Origin of the sequence: Clostridium cadaveris, assembly GCF_020911725.1 — a bacterium.
Lineage (GTDB): Bacteria > Bacillota > Clostridia > Clostridiales > Clostridiaceae > Clostridium_X > Clostridium_X cadaveris.
In genome coordinates, this window is record NZ_CP076620.1 from 1097411 (window position 1) to 1122497 (window position 25087).

General features: G+C 29.7%; 28 protein-coding genes. 21 read left to right on the forward strand and 7 right to left on the reverse strand.

Going from position 1 to position 25087, the window contains the following annotated elements:
• Nucleotides 1-125: 125 nt before the first annotated feature.
• Nucleotides 126-665, reverse strand: coding sequence for a 50S ribosomal protein L25 (locus KQH81_RS05025; protein ID WP_027638928.1), 540 nt, complete (start codon nucleotides 663-665; stop codon nucleotides 126-128).
• A 416-nt stretch (nucleotides 666-1081) separates the two neighbouring features.
• Between KQH81_RS05025 and KQH81_RS05030 the strand changes: the two genes are divergently transcribed.
• The 4 genes from KQH81_RS05030 (at nucleotide 1082) to cydC (ending at nucleotide 5400) form a co-directional block, all read left to right on the forward strand.
• The gene (locus KQH81_RS05030; protein WP_027638927.1) at nucleotides 1082-1471 is read left to right on the forward strand and encodes a YbaN family protein; all 390 of its coding nucleotides are present in this window, start codon (nucleotides 1082-1084) and stop codon (nucleotides 1469-1471) included.
• A gap of 106 nt (nucleotides 1472-1577) precedes the next feature.
• Nucleotides 1578-1892: a hypothetical protein gene (locus tag KQH81_RS05035; protein WP_027638926.1), complete on the forward strand. Its 315-nt coding sequence runs from the start codon at nucleotides 1578-1580 to the stop codon at nucleotides 1890-1892.
• An 18-nt stretch (nucleotides 1893-1910) separates the two neighbouring features.
• On the forward strand, nucleotides 1911-3725 hold the full coding sequence (locus KQH81_RS05040; protein WP_027638925.1) for an ABC transporter ATP-binding protein/permease: 1815 nt from the start codon (nucleotides 1911-1913) through the stop codon (nucleotides 3723-3725).
• A 31-nt stretch (nucleotides 3726-3756) separates the two neighbouring features.
• The gene (gene cydC, locus KQH81_RS05045) at nucleotides 3757-5400 is read left to right on the forward strand and encodes a thiol reductant ABC exporter subunit CydC (RefSeq protein WP_035770774.1); all 1644 of its coding nucleotides are present in this window, start codon (nucleotides 3757-3759) and stop codon (nucleotides 5398-5400) included.
• Here cydC and KQH81_RS05050 read toward each other — a convergent pair.
• Entirely contained in the window at nucleotides 5347-5961 is a 615-nt protein-coding gene (locus tag KQH81_RS05050; protein WP_027638923.1) for a hypothetical protein, read from the reverse strand. The two genes, cydC and KQH81_RS05050, sit on opposite strands and share 54 nt — an antisense overlap.
• A 118-nt stretch (nucleotides 5962-6079) precedes the next feature.
• Between KQH81_RS05050 and KQH81_RS17595 the strand changes: the two genes are divergently transcribed.
• From KQH81_RS17595 to hdhA, 3 genes are all read left to right on the forward strand, one after another.
• Entirely contained in the window at nucleotides 6080-6211 is a 132-nt protein-coding gene (locus tag KQH81_RS17595; RefSeq protein ID WP_268254225.1) for a hypothetical protein, read from the forward strand.
• A 13-nt stretch (nucleotides 6212-6224) separates the two neighbouring features.
• Nucleotides 6225-6455 carry a hypothetical protein gene (locus KQH81_RS05055; protein ID WP_027638922.1) on the forward strand — a complete coding sequence of 77 codons (231 nt, stop codon included), beginning with the start codon at nucleotides 6225-6227 and terminating at the stop codon, nucleotides 6453-6455.
• Nucleotides 6456-6616: 161 nt separating this feature from the next.
• Nucleotides 6617-7414: a 7alpha-hydroxysteroid dehydrogenase gene (gene hdhA / locus KQH81_RS05060; protein WP_027638921.1), complete on the forward strand. Its 798-nt coding sequence runs from the start codon at nucleotides 6617-6619 to the stop codon at nucleotides 7412-7414.
• Nucleotides 7415-7575: 161 nt separating this feature from the next.
• Here hdhA and KQH81_RS05065 read toward each other — a convergent pair whose 3' ends face one another.
• The gene (locus KQH81_RS05065; protein WP_027638920.1) at nucleotides 7576-7878 is read right to left on the reverse strand and encodes a hypothetical protein; all 303 of its coding nucleotides are present in this window, start codon (nucleotides 7876-7878) and stop codon (nucleotides 7576-7578) included.
• A 279-nt stretch (nucleotides 7879-8157) separates the two neighbouring features.
• Here KQH81_RS05065 and KQH81_RS05070 point away from each other — a divergent pair, with 279 nt between their 5' ends.
• The 4 genes from KQH81_RS05070 (at nucleotide 8158) to KQH81_RS05085 (ending at nucleotide 11100) form a co-directional block, all read left to right on the forward strand.
• Nucleotides 8158-8307 carry a hypothetical protein gene (locus KQH81_RS05070; RefSeq protein ID WP_230029031.1) on the forward strand — a complete coding sequence of 50 codons (150 nt, stop codon included), beginning with the start codon at nucleotides 8158-8160 and terminating at the stop codon, nucleotides 8305-8307.
• A gap of 91 nt (nucleotides 8308-8398) precedes the next feature.
• Complete coding sequence (locus tag KQH81_RS05075; RefSeq protein ID WP_230029032.1) at nucleotides 8399-8830, forward strand: hypothetical protein; 432 nt, start codon at nucleotides 8399-8401, stop codon at nucleotides 8828-8830.
• 63 nt (nucleotides 8831-8893) lie between these two features.
• Entirely contained in the window at nucleotides 8894-10102 is a 1209-nt protein-coding gene (locus KQH81_RS05080; RefSeq protein WP_230029033.1) for a BaiN/RdsA family NAD(P)/FAD-dependent oxidoreductase, read from the forward strand.
• A 35-nt stretch (nucleotides 10103-10137) separates the two neighbouring features.
• On the forward strand, nucleotides 10138-11100 hold the full coding sequence (locus tag KQH81_RS05085; RefSeq protein WP_027638917.1) for a tRNA dihydrouridine synthase: 963 nt from the start codon (nucleotides 10138-10140) through the stop codon (nucleotides 11098-11100).
• A 63-nt stretch (nucleotides 11101-11163) separates the two neighbouring features.
• Here KQH81_RS05085 and KQH81_RS05090 read toward each other — a convergent pair whose 3' ends face one another.
• A complete protein-coding gene (locus KQH81_RS05090; RefSeq protein WP_027638916.1) occupies nucleotides 11164-11517 on the reverse strand; it encodes a hypothetical protein in 354 nt (117 codons plus the stop codon).
• 233 nt (nucleotides 11518-11750) lie between these two features.
• On the opposite strand from KQH81_RS05090, the gene KQH81_RS05095 reads away from it, so the two are divergent.
• The 3 genes from KQH81_RS05095 (at nucleotide 11751) to KQH81_RS05105 (ending at nucleotide 15619) form a co-directional block, all read left to right on the forward strand.
• Nucleotides 11751-12530: an ABC transporter ATP-binding protein gene (locus KQH81_RS05095; protein WP_035770766.1), complete on the forward strand. Its 780-nt coding sequence runs from the start codon at nucleotides 11751-11753 to the stop codon at nucleotides 12528-12530.
• A 2-nt stretch (nucleotides 12531-12532) separates the two neighbouring features.
• A complete protein-coding gene (locus tag KQH81_RS05100; RefSeq protein ID WP_027638914.1) occupies nucleotides 12533-14185 on the forward strand; it encodes a hypothetical protein in 1653 nt (550 codons plus the stop codon).
• 75 nt (nucleotides 14186-14260) lie between these two features.
• Nucleotides 14261-15619 carry a transglutaminase-like domain-containing protein gene (locus KQH81_RS05105; protein WP_230029034.1) on the forward strand — a complete coding sequence of 453 codons (1359 nt, stop codon included), beginning with the start codon at nucleotides 14261-14263 and terminating at the stop codon, nucleotides 15617-15619.
• Between the two features lie 182 nt (nucleotides 15620-15801).
• On the opposite strand, the gene KQH81_RS05110 is transcribed toward KQH81_RS05105, so the two are convergent.
• A complete protein-coding gene (locus KQH81_RS05110; RefSeq protein WP_027638912.1) occupies nucleotides 15802-16308 on the reverse strand; it encodes a GNAT family N-acetyltransferase in 507 nt (168 codons plus the stop codon).
• 358 nt (nucleotides 16309-16666) lie between these two features.
• Between KQH81_RS05110 and KQH81_RS05115 the strand changes: the two genes are divergently transcribed.
• Entirely contained in the window at nucleotides 16667-17260 is a 594-nt protein-coding gene (locus KQH81_RS05115) for an ECF transporter S component (protein WP_206153030.1), read from the forward strand.
• 87 nt (nucleotides 17261-17347) lie between these two features.
• Here the strand turns inward: KQH81_RS05115 and KQH81_RS05120 are convergent, their stop codons facing one another.
• Nucleotides 17348-17971: a response regulator transcription factor gene (locus KQH81_RS05120; RefSeq protein ID WP_027638910.1), complete on the reverse strand. Its 624-nt coding sequence runs from the start codon at nucleotides 17969-17971 to the stop codon at nucleotides 17348-17350.
• A gap of 21 nt (nucleotides 17972-17992) precedes the next feature.
• The gene (locus tag KQH81_RS05125; protein WP_027638909.1) at nucleotides 17993-19051 is read right to left on the reverse strand and encodes a sensor histidine kinase; all 1059 of its coding nucleotides are present in this window, start codon (nucleotides 19049-19051) and stop codon (nucleotides 17993-17995) included.
• A 186-nt stretch (nucleotides 19052-19237) separates the two neighbouring features.
• Between KQH81_RS05125 and KQH81_RS05130 the strand changes: the two genes are divergently transcribed.
• The 6 genes from KQH81_RS05130 to KQH81_RS05155 all read left to right on the forward strand — a co-directional run bounded on the left by KQH81_RS05130 (nucleotide 19238) and on the right by KQH81_RS05155 (nucleotide 25077).
• Nucleotides 19238-20170 (forward strand): ABC transporter ATP-binding protein, encoded by a 933-nt coding sequence (locus tag KQH81_RS05130; protein WP_027638908.1) that lies wholly within the window; start codon nucleotides 19238-19240, stop codon nucleotides 20168-20170.
• Between the two features lie 12 nt (nucleotides 20171-20182).
• Nucleotides 20183-21328: an ABC transporter permease gene (locus KQH81_RS05135; protein WP_027638907.1), complete on the forward strand. Its 1146-nt coding sequence runs from the start codon at nucleotides 20183-20185 to the stop codon at nucleotides 21326-21328.
• Nucleotides 21315-22484: an ABC transporter permease gene (locus tag KQH81_RS05140; RefSeq protein WP_027638906.1), complete on the forward strand. Its 1170-nt coding sequence runs from the start codon at nucleotides 21315-21317 to the stop codon at nucleotides 22482-22484. Before KQH81_RS05135 ends, KQH81_RS05140 begins: the two co-directional genes overlap by 14 nt.
• Before the next feature lie 89 nt (nucleotides 22485-22573).
• Entirely contained in the window at nucleotides 22574-22732 is a 159-nt protein-coding gene (locus KQH81_RS05145) for a DUF1540 domain-containing protein (protein ID WP_074845786.1), read from the forward strand.
• A 266-nt stretch (nucleotides 22733-22998) separates the two neighbouring features.
• Nucleotides 22999-24747 (forward strand): 5'-nucleotidase C-terminal domain-containing protein, encoded by a 1749-nt coding sequence (locus KQH81_RS05150; protein WP_051196253.1) that lies wholly within the window; start codon nucleotides 22999-23001, stop codon nucleotides 24745-24747.
• A gap of 171 nt (nucleotides 24748-24918) precedes the next feature.
• Nucleotides 24919-25077: a DUF1540 domain-containing protein gene (locus tag KQH81_RS05155; RefSeq protein WP_074845789.1), complete on the forward strand. Its 159-nt coding sequence runs from the start codon at nucleotides 24919-24921 to the stop codon at nucleotides 25075-25077.
• The last annotated feature ends 10 nt before the right edge of the window (nucleotides 25078-25087 follow it).

Below are 25087 nucleotides of genomic sequence, written 5' to 3' on the forward strand. Positions count from 1 at the left end.
TTTTACTGGAAAATCAATAATTACCATAAATAATAACTTTTAAAACTAAGAATCGCCAGAACCGGTATTTGCCGGAACTGGCGATTCTTAGTTATGGACTTATTTTACAGCCCCTTTTTTATAAATTACGCATTTACAACAGCTAGTAAAGTTTTAGGGTTAGTTAAAACTGTTACATCTTCTGGAATAGATACATCTTCAACAAAGATCTTATCTTCAAATTTCATCTCAGACACATCAATTTCAATATATTCAGGAATTTTTTCAACACTTCCCTGTAAATCTATAAATGAATTATAAGTTTCTAAAACTAATTTTTTAAATTCTAAAGCTTCCTGTCCAATAGTTCTAACAGGAATTCTCATTTTTATGACTTCATTTGGTTTAGTATATTGTAAATCTACATGCAATATTTCATGTAATGTGTTTTTTTGAACTTCTTTAACTACACAATTTAATGTTTTACCATCTAACTCTATTGGAATAATAGAACCGCTATTATTTGTTTTGAGTAGTTTTTCAAGTTCAAAAGTAGGAATTTGTATTGGGATTGAAGTCTTAAGGAATTCTCCGTAAATTATTCCTGGGGTTTGTCCTAATTTTCTAAGTCTTTTTTGATTTGAGTTAGCATCTCTTTTAAACACTTTAAATGCTGAGTTTTTCATAATAAATACCTTCTTTCAATAATTTTGTAGTTTTTAAATGGAATTATCAATAGAGATATTTCAGCTGACAACATCAAAAGATGAACTTTAAGGTTCATCATATGTACTAGATTCCTTTAAACGTTTATGTTAAGTGTAAGGGAGAAAGATACAAAAGGCAAAGATATAGAAATATCAAATTAGCAATAAAATCTTGTATTTAAATAGAAGTGTTAAGGAAAAGTTGGTAATATTATGATAAATTAATAAAAAACTATAATTATTATTGAAGTGGAAAATATTTTATTTTTTGTATTTAAGATTCCAATTTGTAGAATCTAAACGAAAATTATTATCAATTGTTATATAAAATCTATTGAAAATGATTATCAACTGTGATACTATAATTATAGTTTGAAGAGTAAGGAGAAGCTAGGATGAATAAAGTTAAAAAGTATATGTATGTAATATTAGGGCTGTTGGCATTTGCTATTGGGGCAATAGGAGTGGTACTTCCTGTACTTCCTACAACACCGTTTTTATTATTAGCATCTTTTTGTTTTGTTAGAGGGTCAGAAAAGTTTGATAGATGGTTTAAATCAACAAAGATTTACCAAAAGCATCTAGAGAGTTTTGTAGAAGAGAGAGCAATGACACTAAAACAAAAAGTAACATTATTATTATTTGTAAATGCAATGTTGGCAATTCCAATGATATTAATAGACAGCTTGCATATGAGATTGTTTCTAATAGGTTTAATATGTGTTAAGCTTTATTATTTCATCTTTAAAATAAAAACAATAAAGCCAACTAATTTAAATGCTTAGATCTTTATTAATCAAATAAGATATTTGTACATATGATGAGGAAATGTGATACATGAAAAGCAGCAAATAATTTTAATTTTAAATTAAAAAGGAGATACAGATTTATATGTTACACAGATTAGGATCAATTTTATTTTTATTAGCTATAATAACTATTTTTTTAAAGTATTTTAAACTTATGAATAGCAAGAAGGCAGTAAAGCTTCATATTATTACAGGCACATTAGGTGTACTAGCAATGGTTATGTATTCAATATTAGATTTTGTTAAAGATAAAGAAGAAACAATTTTACTAGTTGGACTAGCTAGTATTTTAATAATCGTATCTGGAACTAAAAAAGTAAGAAAAAAATATAAATGGCTGCATCTAACATCGTCTATAGGTTTTGCAGCAGCATTGACATTTCACATAATGAATTAGCATAAAGGAGGGATTATTATGGTAAATAAAAGATTGCTTTCACTAAGTAAAGAATCTCAAAAATATGTATACTTTACAGTTTTAATGAACTGGATATCAATAATCTGCAATATAGGAATAGTCCTATTTGTAGGAAATATAATAGATAAATTATTTAATAATGATTTAAATTTTAATATGGGAGTTTATGCTCTTTATATAGGATCATTAATTTTAATAAGGTTTATATGCAACTATATGTCTGGAAGATTCTCTTATAAATCATCAGCCAATGTAAGAAGGTCTATAAGAGAAAGCATCTATAAAAAATTATTAAAATTAGGTGTAAATTATAATGAGACAATATCAACTTCTTCAATTGTACAAATATCAGTAGATGGAGTAGAGGCTCTTGAAATTTATTTCGGAAGATATTTACCTCAATTATTTTATAGTTTATTAGCACCACTTACTTTATTTGTAGTTATTGCACCAATAAGTCTTAAAGCTGCAATAGTGCTTTTAATTTGTGTTCCTCTTATACCAATATCCATAGCGTCAGTTATGAAGTTTGCAAAAAAACTTTTAAGCAAATATTGGGGAATATATACTAATTTAGGTGATTCATTTTTGGAAAATCTTCAAGGTTTAACAACTTTAAAGATATTTGATTTGGATGAAGAAAAAAATCATGAGATGAATAAGGAAGCAGAGAATTTTAGAAATATAACAATGAAGGTTTTATCAATGCAGCTAAATTCCATAACAATCATGGATTTAATAGCATTTGGTGGGGCGGCTATAGGTATATTAATAGCTATAAATGAATTTAGCAAAGGTAATATAACAGTAGGATCTACAGTAGTAATAATATTATTATCATCAGAATTCTTTATACCAATGAGACTTTTAGGATCATTTTTCCATGTAGCTATGAATGGAATAGCTGCAGCAGATAAGATTTTTGCTTTACTTGATACAACGGTTGAAGAGGAAAAAGCTTTATCTCAAAGTGATAAGGATAAACTAAAAGATATATCTATTTCAATAAAGAATGTGGATTTTAGTTATGATGAAGAAAGACAAGTTTTACACAATATAAATATAGATATAGAGAATAAATCAATGGTTGCCTTAGTTGGCGAAAGCGGTTGTGGAAAAAGCACAATTACTAATTTGCTTTTAAAGTTAAACAAAACTAATAAAGGTGAAATTTTATTAAATGGAATAAACCTAAATGATATACCATTTGATGAATTAAGGCAAAAGGTAAGCTTTATAAGCCATAGCTCATATATATTTAATTCAACAATAGAAGAAAATTTAAGAATGGGCAAATACAATGCAAGTGAAAAAGAGTTGTATGCTGCACTTAAAAAGGCAAATTTATATGATTTTGTAATGTCATTAGATAAAAAATTAGAAACTCCAGTTGGGGAAAACGGGTCATACCTGTCTGGTGGACAAAAGCAGAGATTAGCTTTAGCTAGAATGATACTTACAAATTCAGAAGTTTATATATTTGATGAAGCCACTTCAAATGTTGATGTTGAAAGTGAAGACTCCATCCTTGACACTATATATGAATTATCAAAAGAAAAAACAGTTATTGTTATATCTCATAGACTGGCTAATATAAAGGGAGCAGATAAAATATATGTTTTAGATAAAGGAAATATAGCGGAAAGTGGAAATCATGATGAACTGATGAAGAATAATTCAGTATATGCAAATTTATATACAAATCAAGAAAAACTTGAGGATATATATAAAGAAGAAACTCATAAAGATAGTATAGATAAAAGAACAGAAAAGAAGAAAAATACAGTTGGGGAGGTGGCTATAAGTGAATAATGAAAAAAATAGGTTATCTGGCGGAAAGATAATGTTTAGACTTATAAAAATATTAAAGCCACTAGTTCCTGTAATGATGATAACAATAAGTTTTGGTGTATTAGGATTTTTAGCAGCTATAGCCATAACTACTTTTGGGGCCATAGCAATAGGAGATATTATGGGGATTAACATGGGGTATGCTCTAAATACCACAGTGAAAGTCATAATAATCTGCGGGATAATTCGAGGAATATTAAGATATATAGAGCAGTATTCTGGGCATTATATAGCCTTTAAAATACTTGCTATTTTAAGAGATAAGATATTTAAAGCTTTAAGGAAATTAGCACCAGCTAAACTTGAAAGCAAAGAAAAGGGAAATCTAATATCTGTTATAACTAGTGATATAGAACTTCTAGAAGTATTTTATGCTCATACAATAGCACCAATAGCCATAGCGATACTTACATCTTCTATAATAGCGTTAGTCCTATATAGTATAAATTCATACTTTGGAATTATAGGATTAGTATTCTATGTAATAGTGGGATATATAATACCAGTTTTATCTTCAAAACTTGGAAGTGAAGCAGGAGTTGCTTACAGAAATGAATTTGGTAAAACTAATAGCTTCTTGCTTGATTCATTAAGAGGGATAAAAGAGATACTTTTATTTGGTCAAGGGAACAATAGATTAAACTCAATAAATAGAAACAGTGAAAAACTAAATGAAAAAATGAAGGTTATAAAAGGTCACGAAGGATTAATAAGAGCTTTAACTGACATAACTATAATGATTGCAATACTTACAACACTTTATATGGGAACAGTGTTATACAAGTCAGGGACTATAAATTTAGGTCAATTAATAGTAGCACTAGTTTTACTTGCTAGTTCCTTTGGACCTACTGTAGCACTAAGTAATTTATCTAACAATTTAATGCATACATTCGCTTGTGCACAAAGATTATTTGATATATTAGATGAGGTGCCTGCTGTAGAAGAAGTGGCTGGAGATGCGGAGTTAGAGATGTGCAGCACTGATATAAATGATTTAGAATTCAAATATGCAGGAAGAGATGAAGTACTGCTTAAAGATGTTAATCTTAAAATCAATAAAGGTGACAAAGTTGCAATAATAGGGGAAAGTGGTTGTGGAAAGAGTACACTTTTAAAGCTTATGATGAGATTTTGGGATGTAAAAAAGGGAACTATTGAAATAGATGATAAGAACATCAAAACTATTCCAACTAAAGGCTTAAGAAAGGCCCAATCCTTAGTTAGCCAAGAAACATTTTTATTCAATGATACCATTGAAAATAACTTGAAAATCGGTAAGAAAGATGCTAGTCGTGAAGAAGTTATAAATGCTTGCAAGAAAGCATCTATACATGATTTTATAGAAACACTGCCAAATGGATATGAAACTAACGTTGGAGAAATAGGTTCTAACCTTTCATCTGGAGAAAAGCAGAGATTAGGTATTGCAAGGGCATTCCTGCATAATCCTCAAGTTTTAATTCTTGATGAACCAACAAGCAACTTAGATACTCTTAATGAAGCTCAAATATTAAAGAGTATAAAAGAAGAATCACAGGATAAAACAGTAATAATGGTATCACATAGAAAATCTTCAACATCAATATGCGATAAAAAAGTTTACGTAAAAAATAATACACTTAAATTTAGTTAGAATAAAATATAATTTATAAATTAAAAAACAGCATTGAAAACAAAATTTCAATGCTGTTGTCTTGTGTTTAAAACCACTGGTTATGCCAGTGGATAAAAAGGATTTAGATCTGAAGAAAAAAGAACTCCTATGATAATATGCTACTAATAATACAAAATCACTTAAGAATGATGTAGTCATTAGAAACTTTCTCATAACCTTCCAGAATTTTTGATAAAATTCAATTATATCTATAGATAGCTTTTTCCACTCACGATATATCATGCCTTGCATATTGTAAAGTCTTATCTCCTTGGCATAATCACTATCTATGGATAATCTCCAAGACATAAATTCCATCTTTTGATTTACATCCATCATTTCTTGGTACATCTCTAGATTCTTCTTATTAATCTTCCTATCAAGTTTTGGATACACAATAGTTAATATTCCCATTAATAGAACTACTAATATAATTGATCCTATTTTTGAAGTGATAATTCCTAATATACCTTCTTCATCTACTGCTACAAAACAAAGTTTCATTAATAAAACAATTGCTACTAAAAAACATATTATCATGGTTAATAAAATGCTGCTATTACATAAACGGTTAATTTCTGAAATAAGACTAATGGAGAAATAAAGTAAGATTTTATGCATATAAATATATTGTATTACTTATATAAAAGGGAGAATTATGGCCGATTCTAATAGAGTTATAATTAATAAAAAACTTTTAAAAAAGTATTTATCGGAAGATGAGGAATTAGCAAAATCATTAAGTAGATTTATAGATAACTCTATAAATAGATTGTATAGTAGAGATTAATTATTATGGAGAGATGAGAAAATTTATAGATAATAAAAATGAGTTATTTACACAAGTAATAGATTTTATTAAAGAAAATAGAACAGCATTCTTAAGTAAAACTATTTCAATTCAATATGATATGGATATAGAAAAGGTAGATGATTTGGAAGAATATTATGATGAGAATTCAGCTAAGTCTATAGGAATTAAGGCATTTAATAAGCTTTATGAAGACTTTTTGTGCAAGAAAGATAGATTTTGAGTTTTCTTAAGATGAAAGTAGGCGGACTGATAAAGAGTTGTTTAAAGACTACGTAACTTGAAAATTATATTATATTTTAATATTCTCATTTTTTTAAAATCTTTTTCATACATTTCTATGCTAATATATATATAGATACTATTTTGAAAGGGGATATTTGTATGAGATTAGAGAAAAAAGTAGTTTTAATCACTGCATCTACTAGAGGAATAGGACTTTCTTGCGTTCAGCGTTTTGCAAAAGAGGGTGCTACTGTATATATGGGAGCTAGAAATCTTGAAACAGCTGCAGAGCGTGCTAAAGAATTAAATGATAAAGGCTTTAATGTAAAAACAGTATATAATGATGCTTCTAAAAAAGAAACTTATATTTCTATGGTAGAGGAAGTTATAAAGAATGAAGGAAAAATTGATGTGTTAGTTAATAATTTTGGTACATCAAACCCTAAAAAAGATTTAGATATTAAATCAACTGAGTATAGCGAGTTTATTTCTACTATTGATATGAATCTTGCTAGTGTATTTATGACTTCTCAAGCAGTTATTCCTCATATGGTAGCAAATGGGGGAGGAAGCATTATTAACATATCTTCCATTGGAGGAACACATCCTGATATTTCTCAGATTTCATATGGTACTAGTAAAGCATCAATTAATTATTTAACTAAGCTAATTGCTGTACAATGTGCTAGAGATAATATACGCTGCAATGCAGTGCTACCAGGAATGACTGCAACAGATGCCGTAAAAGATAATTTAACAGACGATTTTCGCGATTTCTTTTTAAAGCATACTCCTATCAAGAGGATGGGAACACCTGAAGAGATTGCAGCTGCAGCTTTATACTTTGCAAGTGACGAGTCTGCATATACTACTGGACAGATTTTAGAGGTGTCCGGAGGATTTGGAATGCCTACACCAGTATATGGCGACATGATTGAAATGAAAAATAGAAGATAAATCTTATAATAATAATGTATCAAAACGGCATTGAGTAAAATAACTCAATGCCGTTTTTTAGACTGTAGGAAAGAAATTGTTTCATAACCGAAGCTTAATTTCCTTTAGTATTCATGTGAATTAGGCGAGGCTTTAGAGTCACGCCATGATGATTATGAAAATTACTTTGCGATCCATTCTTTAACTGATGGATTTTGGCAAGCACATGATTCTGCATCTACCTTTGTTACAAACAAGATATCACCTTTATTTGCTACAGATTGAAGCTCATTAAATATTTCCTCGGCAGAAATATTACTCTTAACAAGGTATGCTTCAGGCATAAAGTTTGCCCAAGCTCCTAAAGATTTTATCTTGGCAATTATATTACCTTCACTAGATTCTATATGCTCATGTTCATGATCATGATGGTGACCACAGCCACAAGTATCACTTAAAAAATATGTAATCATATATGTTGACATAAAATTATCTCCTTTCAAAACTAAAAGTATATAAATAGCTTGTTTATTTATATTTAAATTATACATTAATAATATGGAATGTAAATTAATATTTTTATGTAAGAAGATTTAGGCTCATATTATAACATAGATATTATAGGTGAGAAGCAGTACTTAAGATGTAGCAAGCTTATCGATGGAGGTACTGTAAAAAAACATAAAGAATAGATTTTGATTTTGTTCAAAAATCATAGTGAATAATAGTATAATAAAATGTATAATTACTGATACAATAGAGAGATGTCAATTATAATCTTAAATGATGAATATTTAAGATTATATGAAAAATTAAAGGATTTAAAAAAAGAGCAGGAATACTTCGAGAGTCTCTACAATTCCAAATTAGGTGCTTTGATATTTTTGAGGGAGGAACTTAAAGAGCTTTACTAAGAAAGGAATTACAGGACATATATACAGAAATTCTTATGAATAGTTTTTTATGTTGATTATTGAAGCAAAACTGCCATGAAGATGCTGAATTATGATAATGACTAAAGATATGGTGATAAATATGATTAAAATCAAGATAGATAAAAATAAAAGAGAACAACCGAGTTTTAAAATCCATGCTGACAAAGAAGATAGAGAAAAATATCTATTTCTAAAGAGGGCACTTATGGAAGCTAAGAGCATTAAGGGAATATATGAGTATGAAGTTCCTTTAAAGTATTTTCTTCCTATTATAAATAATTTAAAAAAAGAAGATTTTTATATAGATGAAAAATCAATAGAATATTACTTTGAGTTTTCTGATGAATATGAAGGAGAATTCTTTTATACATGTAAGGCTACGGCTGATTATATGAAGCTGTGGAGGGAAGAAACATGTCCCGAGATTTTTAAGGTCCGTATTGATTTTAAGGAAAAGAAGGCTGAAAAAATTATAGCCTTTAAGAAGATTGATTATAGATAGACTGATTAAAATTAATCCTAAAAGCCATAGTTTAAAATTTTGAAAGATTAGAGGTTACTATATATGAAAAAAGTTATAATAGTTGGCGGTGGACCAGCAGGCATTACGGCTGCATTAAGGGCATCAAAAAATAATGAAGTGATTTTATTGGAGAAAACTGAATCCATAGGAAAGAAACTCAAGCTTACAGGTGGCGGAAGGTGTAATATAACAAACAATAGAGATATTGGAGAGATGCTAGAAAAAGTAGTTACAAACAAGAAGTTTCTTTATTCGGCTTTTTATGGATATACCAATAGAGATGTTTTGGATTATTTTTCAAATAGAGGTCTTAAGTATAAGGTAGAGCTTGATGAAAAAGTTTATACAGACAGTGATAAGGCAGATGAGGTTATAAACATTTTAAGGGATGACTTAGAGAAAAATAATGTGGAAGTTGTATATAAAGCTGATGTGACTGATTTTATAGTTGAAGATGGCATCATAAAAGGTGTAGTTATAAATGATTTTAGAACCATGGAGTGTGACAAAGTTATAATCTGCACAGGTGGAAGAAGCTACCCTGCTACAGGATCGGATGGGGCTATGTATAAGGTTTTGGAGAAGTATGGACATAAGATCCAAAAGCAGTATGCAGCACTCATTCCACTTGTTATAAAAGAGGAATTCGTGAAAAAGCTTCAAGGGGTGTCTATGAGTGATGTCCTAATAAAAGCTAAGGTTAAAAATAAAAAATATGAACAAAGAGGAGATATGATATTCACTCACTTTGGAATATCAGGACCGGCTGTTTTAAAACTTTCTTCTTATATAAATAAGGCTTTAGAGGAAGGTGAGGTTAGTATAACTTTAGATTTTTTACCGAACATTGAAAGAGAAGAACTTATAAGACTTATGAAGAGTAATACTCAAAAGGATGTTCTCAATAATCTAAAAGGAAAAATGCCACAAAACTTCTTGAAAGAAATAGGTGAACTTTGTGAATTAAATGGAGTAAAGGCATCTGAACTAAAAAAGAAAAGTGAAAATAAATTTCTTCAGATGGTGAAAGAGATGAATCTTACAGTAAGGGAGACTCTAACAATCAAAGCAGCTCAGGTAACCAGCGGAGGAGTAGCTGTTAAAGATATAAATTCATCAACATTAGAATCTAAAAAAGTAAAAGGCCTATATTTTGCAGGAGAGGTTATGGACGTTGACGCAGAAACAGGTGGATATAACCTTCAAATAGCCTTCTCAACGGGAAATTTAGCTGGAATGCTGGAAGAATAGTGAATATAGAAATTTAAAATAAGAGGAGTTATTAAATGAAATATTACTTAGCACCTATGGAAGGAATCACAGGACACATATATAGAAATTCTTATGAAAAGTTTTTTCACAATATTGATAAGTATTTTACACCTTTTATCATACCAAATACAAGTACAAGTATTAAGACTAAAGAACTAAGAGATGTTCTGCCAGAAAACAATAACGGAATAAATGTAGTTCCTCAGATACTCACAAACGACTCAGAAGGATTTATTGTTACTACTAGGAAACTGAAGGAGTTAGGATACGATGAAGTTAATTTAAATTTAGGGTGTCCTTCAGGAACTGTTGTTTCAAAGAATAGAGGATCGGGATTTCTAGCACAAAGAGAAGAACTTGACAGATTCTTAGAAGATATATTTTCTATGGATGATGTAAAGATTTCTGTGAAGACTAGAATTGGGAAAGATAGTCCAGAGGAATTTTATGAATTAATAAAGATTTACAACAAATATCCTATAGAAGAACTAATCATTCATCCGAGAACACGTGAAGATTTTTATGGAAATAAACCAAATTTAGAAGTGTTTAAAGATGCATTAACTTTAAGCACAAATCCAACATGTTATAATGGAGATATTTTCACTGTTAGTGACTATAAAAAAATAACAGAGACTTTTCCAAATGTAGACAAGGTGATGATAGGAAGAGGAATTCTCGCTAATCCAGGTTTAATAAATGAAATAAAGGGTAAGGGAGTTATAGACAAAGAAGTATTAAAAGCTTTCCATGATGAAGTATTTAGTAGGTATAGAGAAGTATTGAGAGAAGATAGGAATGCTATATATAGAATGAAAGAGCTATGGGGATATATGATTTACATATTTTCAGACAATAAAAAATATGCCAAGAAAATAAAGAAAGCTCAAAATTTAATTGATTATAATATGGCAGTTTCTACTTTATTTATAGAGCAGCATATTGTAGAGGGAGCTGGATTATTTAATAGTAAATAGAAATCTATATAATCTATTGTTATCTCCCACATAAAAAGAGATGGGAGATAACAATGCTAACCATCAGATAAAGTTAGTTAAGTGGATGAAGAGGCTGTTTGTATGTCCCCAATAAGATTGGGAAAATTCTAAAAGCCTGCATCCAGCAAGGAAACCAATAAAGAAATTTTCGGCATGCATATCCGTAAATATAAGCGTAGGGACAGATACTTTTATATCGAATTGAGGACGTAACAACTCTAGCTTTTTATTGAAAAATCCTGAAACTACTTTATATCCTTCTAGTGTAAACATATCTTTTTTCATACATCTATCTATTCTCATATCTATAACGGAAGCAAAACGATCTGAAAAATTATCTAGTCCAGCAGTTTCTAATGCTATTTGAGCTTCTTTACAAGTTATATTTTTGGTCATACTTAATTCTCATATTATTCCTATGCAATATTTTAACGTGGCTTATTATAATAAAAAAATAGTGTCAATTAGGTAAAAACATATTAACCAAGTAAAAATTTGACTCATTGATATGGAAAAAGCTTACATAAAGCTAAACAATATAAGTTTTTATGTTACTCGTAGGAATAAATAATATTATATGGTAAAATATACTTAATTTAAAAGCGGATAAATATATAGGAGGGATTTTAGTGGAGAGTAAAATACTTGAGATAAGAGGATTAAAAAAGAATTTTGGAAACAAGGAAGTATTGCGTGGAATAAATCTAGAAGTAAATAAAGGCGAGATAATAGGGTATATTGGACCAAACGGAGCAGGAAAAAGTACTACAGTAAAAATCATTTTAGGACTCATAGAGGCTAGTGCTGGAGATGTATTTATATTTGGAGAAGATATAAAGAAGAACGGCATGGAATATAAAAAGCGAATAGGTTATGTTCCGGAAGTGGCAGAGCTTTATGAGAGTTTAACGGCAAAGGAATACTTGACTTTTGTTGGTGAGTTATATGGTTTAAAAGAGGAAACCTCATTAAAAAAAGCTCAGGCTATGATGACATTACTAGGTATTGAAGACTGCATGAATACAAGATTATCAGCTTGTTCAAAGGGAATGAAACAAAAGATTGTATTGATTTCCAGCCTTATTCATGATCCTGATATTTTATTTCTAGACGAGCCTTTAAGTGGTTTGGATGCAAATAGTGTAATGATAATAAAGGAATTACTTGCATGCCTTGCTGCTCAAGGAAAAACTATATTCTATTCATCTCACATTATGGATGTTGTTGAGAAGATAAGTCATAGGATTGTATTGATTAATGATGGTGTTATAGTTGCTGATGGCAGTTTTCATGAGCTTCAAGAAAATTGTAAGGAAGATTCTTTAGAGGAAATATTTAATGAATTAACTGGGTTTAAAGATCATAAAGAAATTGCAGAGACTATGACATCAATTATAAATGAGGTGTAATTATGAGTGAGTTTAAGTTCCTAAAATTTTTGGATAAATTTCAAGGAATATATGAGAAATTTGATGTGGATTATGAAAAGATGCGTTTAATACTAAAAGTTAAGCTGACCATGGATGAGAGGCGAGTTCCTACAATTATGAAGGACAATAGGAATGAGGATAAAGGAAAAAATAAGTTCATGAAAAGCTTACTATTTTATGGACTTATGGGATTATTTATTGGTATGATTACATTTTTACCTATAAATAAAATGTATGTTTATACTATGTTTTTTGGTATGTTTATGTTTCTGGTTTTGACAGTTTTCATATCGGATTTTTCTTCAGTTTTATTGGATGTGAGAGATAGGAATCTCATAGCTACAAGAGGGGTGAGTAGTAGAACTATTAATGCAGCAAAGATAACGCATATTTGTTACTATGTATTTTTGATTTCTTTATCTTTATGCTGGCTTGCAATTATAGGAACATTTAAATCTGGTATATTGACAGGTATTTTATTTCTAGTAGAAATATTTATAGCTGATATTTTTATGATTGTAATTACTGCACTTTTATATTTCTTTATACTAAAATTCTTTAATGGTGAGAAGGTAAAAGATATTATAAATTTTGTACAGATCATACTTACTATTGTTATGGCTGTAGGCTATCAATTTTTGGGAAGAATCTTTAATTTAGTGGATTTTAATATAACTTATACAGAAAAACTATGGAATTTAATCTTTCCACCAATGTGGTTTTCATCACCGATATATTTGGCTGAGGGTGGAAGAATATCGTCAATTAATATAGCATTAACAGTAATTGCAGTTATTGTTCCTTTAATTTCCATAATGATTTATATTAAACAGAGCAATAATTTTGAATTATATCTAGCTAAATTAAATAGCAGTGATTCGAAAGAAAAGGAAAAGAAAAAAGGCATGTTTTTTAAGCTAGGAAGGGTATTCTGCAGAAGTAATGCAGAAAAAGCTTATTATACCTTGGCAAATTCTATTATGAAAAAAGAACGAGAATTTAAACTTAAAGTTTACCCTAGTCTAGGTTTCACAATAGTTTTCCCTCTGCTTTTTATATTCATATTTTCACAAGACAATAAATTTAGCAGTCTTTTAGAATGGCAAAATAGTTTGGCGAACTCTAAGAACTATTTGAATATATATTTTTTTGCTTTGATGATATCTACTGTTATGACAATGCTTCAGTACTCACAGTGCTACAAAGCAGCATGGATATTTAAAACCTCACCACTGACTGATGAAGGCGAGATCTATAGAGGAAGCTATAAAGCTTTTCTATTTAACGTATTATTACCTCTTTATTTATTTGAAAGTATTATATTTATTCTATGTTTTAAAGTCAAAGTAATAATTCACTTGATAATTGCGTTACTTTTTATAACTTTAATGATTCCTTCTCTTCATATGATGAACAACTTTTCCCTTCCTTTTACCGAGGAATTTAATGCAGGTGACAATAGTTCCAATGTGATTATTGCAATACTTTCGCTCTGCGTAGTAGGGGCAGGAGCTTTTATTCACAATATTTTGGGGCAAAGAATAGAGATGCTCTCTATTTATGGAGTAGTTCTTATAATCTTAAATGTTGTAATGTGGCGTAAAATAGCAATGAAGAAGGAAATCATAAATTAATTTATGATATAATATATATGAATCCAGAGAAAAATACATGGATTTATATAAATCAATTACTATGGGGGGGATAGTATGTATTCATTAAAATCGTTAGTTTTAGGACTTCCTGAGGATGTTGAAAGATATATAATGTATGGAGACTTTGACTCTGCTGATAGGCTTATTGACATCTATATGAAAAGAAATGTTTCAGAATTACTTAAAGAGAGACTTCGATATGAAAAAAGAAGGATAAGAAGACTTGAAAAAGATTATATTTATTTTTTTGATGAAGCTTTAGAGATGGCGTCAAAAAAATTAAAGGATTTTAGCAGCGAAGAGCTCCAAAATATGATGGATGAAAGATTTGCTGACTGGATATATATAAACGGTAATGTAATGTTTCACCATAATTTTTTAGAAACCATTATAAAAACGGCGCCTAATATATCAGATAGACTTCTTGAAAAGCATGAAGATAAAGAAACTGGCAGGACAGATATATTAAATAAAGTTATTGATGACATAATTAATGATGGTGAAAAAAAGTATTCAATATATGTGAAGGCTGGAATAAAGATTAATAAGGAATCTGTAAGGCGTGGTGAAACAATAAGAGTGCATATTCCGATTCCTAAAGAAGCACAGCAGATCCATAATATAAAAATCATAAGCACTTCGCCAGAAGCAAGCTTAATATCACCAGAAGACTGCTTGCAAAGGACAGCTTATTTTGAAAAACAGGTTGAGGGTGAAGAGAGCTTTACAGTAGAGTATTCTTATGAAAATCATATAAAATACAATCTTCCTGATTTTAATATGGTTTCAGAAGAGCAACCTGATTTCTATACAGAAGAAATAATACCTCATATCAGATTTACACCATATTTAGTTAGTTTAGCTCATGATATTGTAAAGGATGAGAAAAATCCTCTTATCAAAGCAAGAAAAATATATGACTATGTTACACAAAACGTTCAATATTCTTTTATGAGGGAGTATGCATCTATAATTAATATACCAGAATATGCATCATACAATTTAAAAGGTGATTGCGGAGTTATGGCACTTTTATTCATAACTTTATGCAGAATTGAGAAAATACCTGCAAGATGGCAGTCTGGACTTTATGTAAATCCAACACATATTGGGTGCCACGATTGGGCAGAATTCTATATTGCACCATATGGATGGCTTTTTGCAGATCCGTCTTTTGGAGGAAGCGGTTATAGAACAGGTGATATGAAAAAATGGAACTTCTATTTTGGAAACCTTGATCCTTTCAGAATGGTTGCAAATTCAGAGTTCCAACAAGATTTAATGCCAGAGAAGAAATTCTTTAGATCCGATCCTTACGACAACCAGATTGGAGAGGCAGAGTATACAGATATGGGACTTTGTTCAGAGGATTTTGAATCTATAAAGAAAATAATAAGTATTTATGAGATATAATTTTTAGTTAATTTAACTAAAATAAAAAGTAGAGCCTAGAAATCCGGCGAAAGACAAACTAGGCTCTACTGTAATCAGCACTTTCGTACCAACTGCTTATATAGAATAACATCATTGCAGAATAAATGCAATGATTTTTATATTTAGTTTAGCAAAATTTTATATTTACAGAAATATATTATCTAGCAAGCTATCTTAAAGAAAGTCTCCCTAGACATTTGATATTCGATTTCCTTTTCTAATTCATTGACTTCTTTAAAGCCAATACCTTTAAAAAGATTTCTTGATCTACTATTTGTCTTTTTTATCTTTGCTACTACCTTTTCTGTGCGCATGTCAAAAAAAGCTTTTTTCAAGGCTTCAACTACAGCATCATGACCTATCCCTTTTCCCCATAGATCTTTTTCTCCGACTGCAATTACAATCTCAATTCCACCGTTTTTGGGAACTAACCTTAAAAAACCTACTGTTTCATAAGTGGTTTTTATAGTGAAAAATCTACAATTATTATTAAATAAATGAGTCAATATAGGCATATCTATTCTATTTACAATATTGATTAGGTTAGCCTTAGCGTTAGCATCCTCGTTTAAATTTTTAGTTATCTCTTCGTCGCTAAGCCAATCAGCCATTTTTTCGGCATCAGATCTGTATACTTCTTGACTTAGCTGAATACTAATCGTTTCCACTGGGTACACTCCTTAATCTATCATATTATTTTAAATATACATAGCAATTGCTCACAGACTAGTCATCCTATACATATTACTACCAATGTATAGATAAGTAAAAAGTTATATTTATCATTAACGAAGTTTAACTTATCTTTTAAGTGTTTATCTGAATTTATATCGATTTTGCTATGCAAACTATATTTTCCATTTTTAGCATTTAATTTCCTTTTAAAGTTATTAAAAGTATTTTTATGTTAAAAGTTATAATTTAAAATAAATAAACACTTGTGGCTTTGTATGGATACAATTGACCAAAATTGATTTGATTTATAAAATGTAGTTAAAGATTTATGATGATCAGGGGGCAATTATTTTGAGTAGAGAAATAAGATTTAAAAAATTAACTCAAACGGCATTATTAGCAGCATTATGCTTTGTATCTTTCACTTATTTACAAATTAAGATTCCAATGCCAGGAGGAGGAGATGCTACTTCGCTTCATATTGGAAATGCATTTTGTGTTTTAGCTGCATTATTACTTGGAGGGTGGTATGGAGGAATTGCTGGGGCCATAGGCATGACAATTGCGGATTTAATGGATCCTGTATATATAATGGTAGCACCTAAAACTTTTGTTTTGAAATTATGTATTGGAATTATAACAGGATTAATCGCACATAAATATGCTAAGATAAGTAAAAGCAATGATAAGAAATATATATTTAAGTGGAGTCTTATTGCTTCAATTGGAGGCTTGGCTTTCAATGTAATAGCAGATCCTGTTGTTGGATTTTTCTATAAACAGTATATATTAGGACAGACACAAAGTGCTGCTGTTATTTTGGCAAAATTAAGTGCTGTTACTACCTTTGTAAATGCAGTAGTGTCAGTAATATTAGTTGCAATACTTTACAATGTTCTAAGACCAATCTTGAAAAAATCAGGATTATTACTACCTATTGAATAGTATAAAGTAATTAATTATGTTTTTTAAGCTACTCTTTTTGAGTAGCTTTTTTAATGTACATATATATGGGATATACAATTATAAGACTTAAGACTTATTTTTATAATAAAATATAGCAAGCTGAGTTCTATCTCTAAGGCTTAGTTTTTGAAGAATTATAGTTATGGTATTTCTAACTGTACCCTCGCTTAAATAGAGGTTAGATGATATTTCTTTATTGCTAAGACCGTCTGCAACAAGAGTTATTATTTCAAGCTCCTTTTCGGTTATTCCAAAGCTAAAAAAATCTACTTTGCTAGTATTATTTATAAGAGAAGGTATTTTAGATACGATGTCATCCCCAAATACGCTTTGACCGCTATATACAGCTTTTAAAGATGGGACAATACATTCAAAGTTTTGCTTTATTATATATCCTTTAGCTCCAATTTTTAAAGCTTTAACTATATAATCGTCATCAGAAAAAGTGGTTAAGAATAGTATTTTTGCATTTTTATCATTATTTAAAATAGTTTCTGCAGCCTCAAGTCCTGTCATGCCGTCCATCCTTATATCCATTAAAAGAATATCAGGGTTTAAACTCTGAAAGAGTTCTAAGGCTTCTTGTCCACTATTTCCAGTTCCGATAACATTTATATCACCTTGTGATTCGAGAATAGTTTTTAAAGAAACACATACTAATTTATCATCATCAATAACTAATACACGCATATTTTATATTATCCTTTCAACTTATTTTGGGATTGAAATAAAAATTCTAAATCCATTATCATCGTTAATGTTGAGATTACCTCCTAAAGCGGATACTCTGTCACTTATATTTTTAATGCCTATACCTTTTTCACTAAGATATTTGCCGCTATTTCCATTATCCTTAATCACTAACTGATATAATGCAGGATGCTCTCTAATAGAGATTAAAACATCTGTAGCATTGGAATGCTTTATAATATTTGATAAAGATTCTTTTATTATTGTAATGAAGCAGTATTTTATATTTTTTTCTGGGGATGATTCAACATCATAATTAAATTTAATAGAGCAGAATTTAAAACTATCAACTAACTTCTGCACTTCAATTTGTAGGTCAATGGCTTCTTCGTGCAAGTCATGGACACTGCTGCGAATGCTGGTCATAGCCTCTGAAAGGGTTTCTTTTATGAGAGAAAGATTATCATTAACGTTTTTATCTTTATTTATAGCAAGAAGAGCTCCAATTTGTAATATGCATCTAGATAGAAGATGTCCAACATTATCATGGATATCTCTTGCAATTCTATTACGTTCTCTTAAAGTTGCTAAATTTATTTCGTAATCCTGTTTTTCTAGAAGATCTCTATTTTTACTTTCAAATTTCATAGTTAGCTCTTTGGCATTATCGCTAGCAGAATAGTAGCTTTTCTTTATATTCTCTAAAGAGATAGTTCTATATTTTAATATATATGATAAAAAAATATAAGTTACGATAGACACTTTTGAGAATGCAGGAATCACATTGAGGTCTATCAAAATAGGAAATAGTGACAGTAACCACAGCCATTTTACTTTGTAAAAAAATAAGTCATAACATATGACTGGAATGAAAAAGATAAAAGCCCACTGCCATATGCAAAGAAATAAGAAAATAAGAAAGATAGAAATTAAAGCTCTTTTATTTTCTTTATAACTTAATAATGAAGTCAAAAATAGAACTATCAAAATAGGTACAACCATATATTTGTTATTTATGTTTGGCACATATAAGGCAAAACAAATAATGAAAATAATTAGTTTATCAATTAAAGCATTCATAAATAAATCAACCTTTGTTCTAAAAAAAGTAATTATATATCAATTTTAACATTTAAGATATATATATAACAATAACATTATTATATTTGTCATGATAGTTTCGGAGTTTTATCACTTATTAATTATCCTTGAGTCTAGTAGAATTAAAGTATAGAAAATGTGAGAGATAGGAGTGGAGGAACTGTTATGGTTATAAATGTTAAAAATTTAGTTAAAAGATATGATGATCTATTGGCTCTTGATCATTTAAATCTAGAAGTTAATGATGGAGAAATCTTTGGACTTTTAGGACCAAATGGGTCAGGAAAGACTACAGCGATTAATTGTATTTTATCTTTATTAAAGTATGATAAAGGAACCATAGATGTTTATGGAAAGCCTATGAGACCAAATGCTTATGATATAAAAATGAATATAGGAGTAATAATGCAGAATGTAGCCGTGTTTGATGAACTGACAGTTTATGAGAATATTGATTATTTTTGTGGACTTTATATTTCTGACAAGAAACTTCGTAGAAAACTTGTGGAAGAAGCTGTAGATTTTGTTGGACTTTCTGATTTTAAAAAGTTTTATCCAAAAAAATTAAGTGGAGGGCTGCTTAGAAGATTAAATATTGCTTGTGGAATTGCCCATAAGCCAAAGCTTATTATTTTGGACGAGCCAACAGTTGCTGTAGATCCTCAAAGCAGAAACAATATATTAGAGGGTATACAAAAGCTTAATAAAGAAGGAGCTACAATAGTTTATACTTCTCATTATATGGAAGAGGTTGAGCAGATTTGTACAAGAATTGCAATTATGGACAAAGGTAAGATAATAGCTACTGGAACTAATGAAGAGTTAAAGGCAATGATAAATTGCGGAGAAAAGATAACTATAGAGATATTTGAAATGGATAAGGAAATCTTAGAAGGAATTAGAAAACTTCCTCACGTAGTTTATGCTGAATATAAAGATAATTATCTTGTGGCAAAGTCAAGTAAGGGCAAAAATAATTTAGTTAATTTGATAGATTATTTAAAGAGTAAGAATGTTCATGTAGGAAAGATTTATTCAGAGCCGCCTACATTAAATGATGTTTTCTTGGAGATAACAGGCAAGGAACTTAGGGATTAAAGGAGGGGTAAGATGTTTTTTCATAATTATAAATATAGAATTAAATGTATTGTAAAAGATAAGCAGATGATGTTTTGGACTCTTTTATTTCCTATAATTTTGGCAACTTTATTTAATTTAGCATTTTCCAATCTTTCAAGTGCAGAAAATTTTTCGAGTATAAATATAGCTGTTGTTAAAGATGACGAACACGAAAAAAATACAGAGTTTATTGAAGTTTTAAAATCAGTTTCAAATGGTGAAAATGATAAGAATTTATTTAATGTAGAATATACATCTAAAGATATGGCTCAAAAACTTTTGGATGATAATAAAGTAGATGGTTTTATATACTTTAATGATGGGATAAAGGTTGTAGTCAAAAAGTCTGGAATAAATCAAACCATATTAAAAAGCTTTGTAGATGAATTTAAGCAAACTTCTTCAACAATTAAAACTATTATAGAGAAAAATCCAGAAATAATTAATCAAGGAACTTTAAATAGTTTAATGAAAAGGTCAAATTATATTAAAGATGTATCTATTAGCAAAGTTAATCCAGATACAACTGTAAATTATTTTTATACTTTAATAGCAATGACTTGTTTTTATGGAAGCTTTCTTGGAATAAAGGAAGTGTCAGCTATCCAAGGGAATCAGTCTGCTCAAGGAGCAAGAATAAATACTGCGCCAACTAATAAGCTGAAAGTATTTATGGTATCTATGGCAGCGGCGACTACAGTTCAACTTTTTGATATTGGAATATTGATAGCTTATTTAGCTTTAATTATAAAGGTAGGGTTTGGAAATCAACTTGGATATATAATTTTGACATGCATAATTGGAACAATAGCGGGGGTAACCTTTGGAACATGTATAGGAGCTATAATAAAAAAAGGTGAAGGTCTTAAGATAGGGATTCTTGTTGGGTTAACCATGATAATGTCATATTTCTCAGGTATGATGTATGATAAGATGAAGTATATTGTGAATAATAATATGCCAATTCTAGGATATATCAATCCTGTAAATTTGATAGCAGATTCATTTTACTCATTATATTATTATGATAATTTAACAAAGTTTTTTACAAATCTAAGCCTGCTTTGTGGTTTTTCAATTATTTTTAGTAGTATAACCTATTTAGTTTTAAGGAGGCAAAAATATGCAAGTTTATAAGGCCTTTTTTAAAATTATTATAAAAAATTTAAATCAAATAATGATTTATGTAGTAGTATTTTTAGCATTTGCTATACTCCTTGGAAATATGGATGTTAATCCTGCAGATACAAATTTTGAGGAAACTAAAATCAATGTGGCTTTTATTAATGAAGATGAAGATTCAGAGCTTGTAGAAGGACTTAGAGAGTATATCAGTAAAAATGCTAATATAGTAGATATATCAGAGGATGATGAAAAGCTTAAAGATGCTTTATTCTTTAGAACAGTAGAGTATATAGTAAGGATTCCTAATGGGTTTACAAAGGAAATGATGGGTGGCAGTGAAAATGTTAGTATTAAAACAACTACAGTTCCTAATTCAAATAGTGAAATGTATATGAATAATTTGATAAATAGATATCTTAATACAGTTAAGATGTATAGTGGATCAATAAGTAATTTATCTCAAGAAAAGATTGTAAGCTATGTAAGCAAGGACTTGTCAGAGAGTACAGATGTAAAGCTTAGTACTTATGATAATGGGCATAGAGATGAAGATAAATGCAGAAATTATTATAACTATTTAGCTTATTCTATGTTTGCCATATTGATACTTGGAGTATCATCGGTAATGATAACTTTCAATAATAAAGATTTAAAAATGAGAAATTCATCATCAGCATTAAAGCTTAAAGATATGAATTTTCAAATGGTGTTGGGAAACATTAGTTATTCATTACTTGTATGGGTGGTAATGATATTTGCAAGTTTTATAATGTATGGTAAGTATATGTTTACTGCAAATGGAGCATTATTTCTTTTAAATTCTTTTGTATTTACTATATCAGCATTAAGTATAAGTTTTCTAATTGGAAATATCATTAATAGCAAGAATGCTATGTCGGCTGCGTCAAATGTAGTTTCATTAGGTTGTTGTTTTATAAGTGGTGTGTTTGTTCCTCAGCAATATTTGGGAAAAACAGTGCTTTCTATAGCAAGTTTTAACCCAACCTATTGGTATGTAAAAGCTAATAATGAAATATCAGCCTTGGTTAATTTTAGCAAAGAAAATCTTATGCCTATATTTATGAGTATGGCAATAATACTTTGTTTTGCAATAGCTATATTTGCAATAACTCTTGTAATTATAAAACAGAAAAGATTAAGTAATTAAATTATAAAAATCAATTATTTTAATAATAGTATATTATTTTAGATATTAGAAAAACTAAAATAGTAATTATTATTAAAGGAGGCGAGAATATGGAAAAGAATTCATCAATAAAATGTTCAGTACAACAATGTAAATTTCATAATCAATCTGAAAATTACTGCACTCTAAATGAAATTCAAGTAGGAACTCATGAGAAAAATCCTACAGTAGTAGAATGTACTGACTGTCAATCTTTTGTTCTAAAATAAGTGAATCTAAAAAAGGGGTTCAGATGGGGCTGAAAAACATCCATTTGAACCTTTTTTTTGCGTTGAAAACCCATGGCTATGCCAGTGAATAAAAGAATATAGCACTGAATGAAAAAGAACTCCTATGCTAAAATCAAGAGATGAAGGATGAGTGTTAAGAATAGTTATTTTCATGTTATAAACAGTAAAGGTAATTGATTTAATAACTGGAAAAATATATAATATAGATGAGATTTATTATACATAAAGAAGGGGGAATAAATCAAATGTTAAAATCTAAAAGTAAAAGAAAATTTTTATCGCTACTTGTTGCAGCAATGATGACAGTAGGACTATCTACTTCAATTACAGCAAGAGCAGACGAAAACTCTCCAAAACTAGAGAGCGGCAATAAAGTCATAGACATAATTTCATTTAATGACTTTCATGGAGCGTTAGATTCTGGTGGAAAAACACCTGGAATGGCTAAATTTGTGGGAGCGGTTAAGGAATATAAGAAAGCAAATCCTAACACTATAGTAGTTTCTGGTGGTGATAACTATCAAGGAACTGCAATGTCAAACCTTACTTATGGAAAACCAGTATCTGAGATGTTTAAAGAAATTGGTTTAGTTGCTTCTGCCATAGGAAACCACGAATATGACTGGGGAACAAAGTATATGGATACATGGCAGAAGGATGGCGGTTTTGAGTTTTTAGCATGTAATATATATGATAAGAACACAGGTGAGCCTATAAACTATGCAAAACCTTATAAGGTAGTTGCACAAGATGGAATTAAGATAGGATTTGTAGGTCTTGCAACTCCAGAAACACAATTTAAAACTAAACCTGAAAATGTAGCAGGATTAGAATTTAGAGATCCTGTGAAAGCAGCAACTGAATGGGCAGATAAATTAAAGTCAGGTAGTCTTCCAGAAGGAAAGGCAGATGTAGTTATAGCTTTGACACATTTAGGTGCATCACAAGCTAAAGATTATACAATTACCGGAGAAGCTACAGACTTAACTAAAGTAGCTAGTATTGATGGAATAATAGCAGGACATACACATAATCAAGTGTCAGGTTATGTTAATGGAAAACCTATAGTTGAAGGATACTATGCAGGAAGAACATTAGCAAATTTAAAAATGACTTTTACTGAAGACAATAAATTAGTATCAATAGTACCTAATGCAGATACTTTATATAAAAGACCAGATACATTAAAGGATGACGAAAATGCATTAAAAATATATAATAAATACCAAAAGGAACTTGGACCAGTTTTAGCTCAAGTAGTTGGAGTTACAGATACTGAATTAAGCCATGATAGATTTAAGCATCAAGGTACATCACCACTTGGACAATGGACTTGTGATGTTATGAGAAAAGAGGCAGGAACTCAAATTGGAATAACTAATGGTGGAGGACTTAGAACATCTATTCCTAAGGGAGATATAACAATGGGGAAACTTTACGAAGTTATGCCTTTTGATAATACATTAGTTACAATGAAGTTAACTGGAGAGCAGTTAAAGAAAGTTATTGAACATGGTATCTATAATGACAAATATGGATGGGTACAAGTTTCAGGATTAAAAGTATATTATGACAAGGATAAAGAAGCTGGAAACAGAATAAGTGATATGTTCCTTGATGACGGAACAAAGATAGAAATGGATAAGCTATACACTGTAGTAACAAACGATTTTATGTCAACAGGTGGAGATGAATACGATTTCACCGGCGCTATAGACATGAAAGATACAAATCTTCCAATAAGAGATGCATTAGTTAAATCACTAAAGGCATTAAATGGAGAACATCTTGTATTTGATTACACTGATCCATTAATAAATGGAAAAGCACCTGATGCACCAGTGGTAGATAATGATAAAAACACTGAAGATGCTGAAAAGCTTCCACAAACAGGTTCAGTAGTGTCTACAGAAAGCACAGTAGCTTTTGGAATAATTATGCTTGTAATAGGAGCAGCAGTTATTGTAGACAGGAAGAAAAAGAATATTGCATAAAAATTATTGAATCATCATAATCTGTTTAAATACAGAGTAGAGGCACTTGACTTCAAGTGGCCTCTTTTTGTTGTGTAAACTTTCCAGTATCCTAAATGGTAAATGTTGCGAGAATATTATTTGATTTATTAGAAAAACTAAAATTATGATGAAGTGAGGAGGTAATATTTTATGTCAAAGAATACATCAATAAAATGTACAGTAGAACAATGTAAGTTCCATGATTACTCAGAAGATTACTGTACTTTAAATGAAATTAAAGTTGCAACCCACGAATCAAATCCTAAGGTAGTTGAGTGCACTGATTGTGAATCATTTGCTTTAAAATAATAGATAAACA

Excerpts from the sequence above, each read along its gene's own strand:
- KQH81_RS05075 (WP_230029032.1), top strand. The coding sequence starts at position 8,399 with ATGATAATGACTAAAGATATGGTGATAAATATGATTAAAATCAAGATA.
- KQH81_RS05080 (WP_230029033.1), top strand. The coding sequence starts at position 8,894 with ATGAAAAAAGTTATAATAGTTGGCGGTGGACCAGCAGGCATTACGGCT.
- KQH81_RS05040 (WP_027638925.1), top strand. The coding sequence starts at position 1,911 with ATGGTAAATAAAAGATTGCTTTCACTAAGTAAAGAATCTCAAAAATAT.
- KQH81_RS05135 (WP_027638907.1), top strand. The coding sequence starts at position 20,183 with ATGTTTTTTCATAATTATAAATATAGAATTAAATGTATTGTAAAAGAT.
- KQH81_RS05030 (WP_027638927.1), top strand. The coding sequence starts at position 1,082 with ATGAATAAAGTTAAAAAGTATATGTATGTAATATTAGGGCTGTTGGCA.
- KQH81_RS05130 (WP_027638908.1), top strand. The coding sequence starts at position 19,238 with ATGGTTATAAATGTTAAAAATTTAGTTAAAAGATATGATGATCTATTG.
- KQH81_RS05155 (WP_074845789.1), top strand. The coding sequence starts at position 24,919 with ATGTCAAAGAATACATCAATAAAATGTACAGTAGAACAATGTAAGTTC.
- KQH81_RS05105 (WP_230029034.1), top strand. The coding sequence starts at position 14,261 with ATGTATTCATTAAAATCGTTAGTTTTAGGACTTCCTGAGGATGTTGAA.
- KQH81_RS05125 (WP_027638909.1), bottom strand. The coding sequence starts at position 19,051 with ATGAATGCTTTAATTGATAAACTAATTATTTTCATTATTTGTTTTGCC.
- cydC (WP_035770774.1), top strand. The coding sequence starts at position 3,757 with ATGTTTAGACTTATAAAAATATTAAAGCCACTAGTTCCTGTAATGATG.
- KQH81_RS05055 (WP_027638922.1), top strand. The coding sequence starts at position 6,225 with ATGAGAAAATTTATAGATAATAAAAATGAGTTATTTACACAAGTAATA.
- KQH81_RS05025 (WP_027638928.1), bottom strand. The coding sequence starts at position 665 with ATGAAAAACTCAGCATTTAAAGTGTTTAAAAGAGATGCTAACTCAAAT.
- hdhA (WP_027638921.1), top strand. The coding sequence starts at position 6,617 with ATGAGATTAGAGAAAAAAGTAGTTTTAATCACTGCATCTACTAGAGGA.
- KQH81_RS05090 (WP_027638916.1), bottom strand. The coding sequence starts at position 11,517 with ATGACCAAAAATATAACTTGTAAAGAAGCTCAAATAGCATTAGAAACT.
- KQH81_RS05070 (WP_230029031.1), top strand. The coding sequence starts at position 8,158 with ATGTCAATTATAATCTTAAATGATGAATATTTAAGATTATATGAAAAA.
- KQH81_RS05050 (WP_027638923.1), bottom strand. The coding sequence starts at position 5,961 with ATGATAATATGTTTTTTAGTAGCAATTGTTTTATTAATGAAACTTTGT.
- KQH81_RS05085 (WP_027638917.1), top strand. The coding sequence starts at position 10,138 with ATGAAATATTACTTAGCACCTATGGAAGGAATCACAGGACACATATAT.
- KQH81_RS05140 (WP_027638906.1), top strand. The coding sequence starts at position 21,315 with ATGCAAGTTTATAAGGCCTTTTTTAAAATTATTATAAAAAATTTAAAT.
- KQH81_RS05150 (WP_051196253.1), top strand. The coding sequence starts at position 22,999 with ATGTTAAAATCTAAAAGTAAAAGAAAATTTTTATCGCTACTTGTTGCA.
- KQH81_RS05120 (WP_027638910.1), bottom strand. The coding sequence starts at position 17,971 with ATGCGTGTATTAGTTATTGATGATGATAAATTAGTATGTGTTTCTTTA.
- KQH81_RS05145 (WP_074845786.1), top strand. The coding sequence starts at position 22,574 with ATGGAAAAGAATTCATCAATAAAATGTTCAGTACAACAATGTAAATTT.
- KQH81_RS17595 (WP_268254225.1), top strand. The coding sequence starts at position 6,080 with ATGGCCGATTCTAATAGAGTTATAATTAATAAAAAACTTTTAAAAAAG.
- KQH81_RS05065 (WP_027638920.1), bottom strand. The coding sequence starts at position 7,878 with ATGTCAACATATATGATTACATATTTTTTAAGTGATACTTGTGGCTGT.
- KQH81_RS05035 (WP_027638926.1), top strand. The coding sequence starts at position 1,578 with ATGTTACACAGATTAGGATCAATTTTATTTTTATTAGCTATAATAACT.
- KQH81_RS05100 (WP_027638914.1), top strand. The coding sequence starts at position 12,533 with ATGAGTGAGTTTAAGTTCCTAAAATTTTTGGATAAATTTCAAGGAATA.